The sequence below is a fragment of the Streptomyces sp. NPDC059003 genome (assembly GCF_042740445.1).
Classification (GTDB): domain Bacteria; phylum Actinomycetota; class Actinomycetes; order Streptomycetales; family Streptomycetaceae; genus Streptomyces.
The window spans coordinates 1-4,419 of record NZ_JBHYJH010000337.1; the positions used below are offsets into that span (position 1 = coordinate 1).

A 4,419-nucleotide genomic window follows, 5' to 3' on the forward strand; every position below is an offset into this window, starting at 1 on the left:
GGGTCCAGGGGGGCGGAGCCCCCCTGGTTCGGGAAGGGGTGGGCCTGGGGCGCCCCCGCGAGGGCACGCTACGACGCCGGAACCCGCCGCCCCGGCGCCCGACTCCCCGCCTGCGGCTGCCCCTGCTGAGGCGGCCGCCGCCGTCGCCGCTCCCGCCCCATCAGCCGGAGCTTGCGGACGGTCACGATGGAGCCGGCGACCAACGTGCCGCCGTACAGCCAGCCCGCATGCAGGGCCAGCGAGGTGAGCAGGCCCATGAACTGGCCGCCGAAGCCGCCGGTGCCGTCGGCGATCGGGAGGATCCCGGCCGCGAAGGCGATCGGCACGGCGACGGGGGCGGTCACCAGGTCGGCGGGCCGCACCCACAGCGCCGTGAGCGCGCTCACGGGCAGGAAGAAGAATCCGTACGCGACGATCGAGCTGCCGAAGAGCAGCCGCAGCAGGCATGCGAGCAGGAACATGACAGCGGCGGCGAAGAGCCCGCCGCCGAGCCCGGTCAGACGGGGGTTCGGCATCCGGCGCAGGGCGCGGTACAGCGGCATCCGGCGCAGCCTGCGGTACAGCGGGGTCCTGCGCAGGGCGCGGCCGAGCCGGGTCGACGACGGGCGCGGACGGGAGGCGGCCCGGTAGACCGTCGCCGACTCCGCGGGGCTGCCCTGCTCGGGCAGGGGCGCGGTACGGCGCGGCCGGGCGCTCGGGGTACGGGTCCTGTGTTGCTCCACCGGTCCAACCTAGGTCGGCGCCGCCCGGGGAACCGGCATTGGGACACGCGTTTTGGCCGAGCTTGGCGAAGCGTTCGACAGTCAGGCGTACGCGGGCGGGGCGCGGTGGCCGTCACACCGTAGACTGGTGGATCGCGCCTCAGACATCGAGGGCCGACATCGAGGGCCGACGAGCACCGACGAGGGCCCCGGACGACGAGGGCGCGCGGCCCTCACGCCAGTCCCCCTCCAGCTCTCACGTACGGGAAGTCGCAACGTGTCGCTCACGATCGGAATCGTCGGTCTGCCCAACGTCGGCAAGTCGACCCTGTTCAACGCCCTGACCAAGAACGACGTCCTTGCGGCCAACTACCCGTTCGCGACGATCGAGCCGAACGTGGGCGTCGTCGGCGTCCCGGACGACCGGCTCACGAAGCTGGCCGAGATCTTCGGCTCCCAGAAGATCCTCCCGGCGACGGTCGACTTCGTCGACATCGCGGGCATCGTGCGCGGCGCGAGCGAGGGCGAGGGCCTGGGCAACAAGTTCCTCGCGAACATCCGCGAGTCCGACGCGATCTGCCAGGTCATCCGCGCCTTCAAGGACGAGAACGTCGTGCACGTCGACGGCAAGGTCTCGCCCAAGGACGACATCGAGACGATCAACACCGAGCTGATCCTCGCCGACCTCCAGACCATCGAGAAGGTCCTGCCGCGCCTCCAGAAGGAGTCGCGGATCAAGAAGGACATCGCTCCGAAGGTGGCGGCGGTCGAGGCGGCGAAGGAAATCCTGGAGAAGGGCGACACGCTCTTCTCGGCCGGAATCGTCCAGGGCAGCGGCAACGAGGAGCTCCTCCACGACCTGCACCTCCTCACCACCAAGCCGTTCCTCTACGTCTTCAACGTGGACGAGGACGAGCTGACCGACGACGCCTTCAAGGCCGAGCAGCGCGCCCTGGTCGCCCCCGCCGAGGCGATCTTCCTCAACGCCAAGCTGGAGGCCGACCTCGCCGAGCTCGACGAGGAGGACGCCCTGGAGCTCCTCCAGTCCGTCGGCGCTGAGGAGCCCGGCCTCGCCACGCTGGCCCGCGTCGGCTTCCGCACCCTCGGCCTGCAGACCTACCTCACGGCGGGCCCGAAGGAGTCCCGCGCCTGGACCATCAAGAAGGGCGCGACGGCCCCCGAGGCGGCCGGTGTCATCCACACCGACTTCCAGAAGGGCTTCATCAAGGCCGAGGTCATCTCCTTCGCCGACCTGGTCGAAACGGGCTCGGTGGCCGAGGCCCGCGCGGCCGGCAAGGCCCGCATGGAGGGCAAGGACTATGTGATGCAGGACGGGGACGTGGTGGAGTTCCGCTTCAACGTCTGACGTTCCGCAGCGACGTCCGAACCGTCGAAAGGGGCCGGGCTCTGTCGAGCCCGGCCCCTTTCAGCGTCCAGGCGTGAGCTTGTCGAGGTCGATGCCGATCTCGAAGGGGAGCTCTCGCTGGAGGGTGTGGCGGAAGATTCCGGCGGGGGCGTAGGCGCTGGTGGGTTCGTCGAGTTCGTAGGCGTGGACGACGGGGGCACCGTCTTCGTCTTCGATGCGCCAGTAGTGCGGGATGCCTGCCGCGGCGTACTTGCGGAGTTTCACCGTGCGGTCCCGGTGGGCGGATTCGGGGGAGACGACCTCGACGACGAGGCTGACTTCGTCCGGCGTGAACCAGGTACGGGCAGCGTCGTACTCTGCGCTCGTCACCAGCAGATCCGGCTCGGGCCGGTTGCGCTCGTCGAGCCTGATGGTCATCTCGCGGCCGATCCTGATGCCTGCGGGCGCCTGTTCCATGAGCGCGACGGTGAGCATGGTGACGAGGTGGCCATGCCACCACCGCTGCGGGGACATCATGAGGACGAGGGCTCCGTCGATCAGCTCGGTGTGGCGAGGGGCTTCCGGAAGGCGGTCAAGATCCTCCGCGAACCAGCCTTCCTCACGCGGCGGGCGCATCCAGTCGGGCACTGCGGTCATGCTCCAACCGTACCGAGCAGCGGCGGGCCTGGCGTCGGGAATGTGTGTTCGGGCCGCCCGTCCCCTCCGGTGCCCGCCCCATTGACGCCCCACCCCCGCACCCCCACCGTGGCCCCCATGGACGATGACGATCTCTGTTTTCTCGATGCCGTGGAGCTCGCTCGGATGGTGCGGGAGCGGGAGGTGTCCGCGCGGGAGGTGGTGGGGGCTCAGCTCGGGCGGGTGGAGCGGGTGAATCCGGTGGTGAACGCCATCGTCACGCTCGATGGGGAGGGGGCGCTCGCCGCGGCGGGGCGGGCCGATGAGCGGCTGGCCAGGGGGGAGGCCGTGGGGCCGTTGCACGGGTTGCCCGTCGCCTTCAAGGACGTGCATCTCACACGGGGGATGCGCACCACGCTGGGGTCGCCGGTGTTCGCCGAGCACGTGCCGGACGAGGACGAGCTGGTGGTGCGGCGGATGCAGGACGCGGGGGCGGTGCGGGTCGGCAAGACCAACGTGCCGGAGTTCGGGGCCGGTTCCCACACCTTCAACCCCGTGTTCGGCGCGACGCGCAACCCGTACGACCTCGGCCGGTCCGCGGGCGGCAGCAGCGGGGGAGCGGCGGCCGCGCTCGCGGCGGGGCTCCAGCCGCTCGCCGACGGCAGCGACATGGGCGGCTCGCTGCGCAACCCCGCCTCCTTCTGCAACGTCGTCGGGCTGCGCCCCACTCCGGGGCGCGTCCCCGCGTACCCGACCCTGAACGTCCGGGACGCCCTCACCGTCCCGGGGCCGATGGGCCGCACGGTCGCCGACGTCGCGCTCCTGCTGTCGGTCATGGCCGGGCCCGATCCGCGGTGTCCGCTGTCCCTGGAGACGCCCGCCGCCGACTCCTTCCGTGCGCCCCTCGCGCGCGACACGCGCGGGCTGCGGGTCGCGTGGGCGCCCGACCTGGGCGGGCGGGTTCCGGTCGACCCGGACGTGCGGGACGTACTGGACCGGCAGGGCGCGGTGTTCGAGGGGCTCGGGTGGCGGGTCGAGGAGGACTGCCCGGACCTGGACGGCGCCGACTTCGTGTTCCGTACGCTGCGCGCGCAGGCGTTCGTCCTCGGGCTCGGGGCGGTGCTCGACGAGTTCCCCGGTCAGGTGAAGGCGACCGTCGCCTGGAACATCGCGGAGGGGCGGAGGCTCACCGGCGGCGACATCGCCAGGGCGACGGCGGAGCACACCCGCATCCTGCTCGCCGCGTCCGCGTTCTTCGAGCGGTACGACGTGCTGCTCGCGCCCGTGAGCCAGGTCGCGCCCTTCGACGTGGACCTGGAGTACCCGCGGGTCGTCGACGGGCGGCCGCAGGAGACGTACATCGACTGGATGCGGTCGTGCTCCTGGCTGTCGCTGCTCGGGGCGCCCGCGCTGTCCGTGCCCGCCGGCTTCACGGCGGCCGGGCTGCCGGTGGGCGTGCAGATCGTGGGGCCGCCGCGGGCCGAACGGGCCGTCCTGGAGGCGGGGGCCGCCTTCGAGGGCGCTACGGGGTGGGGGCGCCGGCGGCCGACAGCGGTCTGACGCCGGCGGGCCGGCATGGCGGAAGCCCCCGCCCGGTCGGGCGGGGGCTTCGGGGCGTCCCGGGCCAGTCAGGGGGGCTAGGGCGTGTCTTTCGGATCAGGCCGGGCCCGCGACGCCTGGTGCGGCACCTCGCCGCGTTGTCGCACCGCCCACGTACGCCCAGTACGAGGACGATGC

Annotated in this window: 4 protein-coding genes; 2 read left to right on the forward strand and 2 right to left on the reverse strand. The window is 72.1% G+C overall.

Annotation, left to right across the window (positions count from 1 at the left end; translation table 11 throughout):
* Positions 1-68: 68 nt before the first annotated feature.
* Positions 69-722, reverse strand: a complete 654-nt coding sequence (locus tag ACFWZ5_RS44880; protein ID WP_384806274.1) for a DUF6542 domain-containing protein — start codon at positions 720-722, stop codon at positions 69-71.
* A 256-nt stretch (positions 723-978) separates the two neighbouring features.
* Between ACFWZ5_RS44880 and ychF the strand changes: the two genes are divergently transcribed.
* Complete coding sequence (ychF, locus tag ACFWZ5_RS44885) at positions 979-2,067, forward strand: redox-regulated ATPase YchF (protein WP_384806276.1); 1,089 nt, start codon at positions 979-981, stop codon at positions 2,065-2,067.
* 60 nt (positions 2,068-2,127) lie between these two features.
* Here the strand turns inward: ychF and ACFWZ5_RS44890 are convergent, their stop codons facing one another.
* Positions 2,128-2,703 (reverse strand): Uma2 family endonuclease, encoded by a 576-nt coding sequence (locus ACFWZ5_RS44890; RefSeq protein ID WP_384806278.1) that lies wholly within the window; start codon positions 2,701-2,703, stop codon positions 2,128-2,130.
* Positions 2,704-2,820: 117 nt separating this feature from the next.
* On the opposite strand from ACFWZ5_RS44890, the gene ACFWZ5_RS44895 reads away from it, so the two are divergent.
* Positions 2,821-4,242, forward strand: a complete 1,422-nt coding sequence (locus tag ACFWZ5_RS44895; protein ID WP_384806280.1) for an amidase — start codon at positions 2,821-2,823, stop codon at positions 4,240-4,242.
* The last annotated feature ends 177 nt before the right edge of the window (positions 4,243-4,419 follow it).

Coding starts and splice junctions, on each gene's coding strand:
- ACFWZ5_RS44890 (WP_384806278.1), bottom strand. CDS start 2,703: ATGACCGCAGTGCCCGACTGGATGCGCCCGCCGCGTGAGGAAGGCTGG.
- ACFWZ5_RS44895 (WP_384806280.1), top strand. CDS start 2,821: ATGGACGATGACGATCTCTGTTTTCTCGATGCCGTGGAGCTCGCTCGG.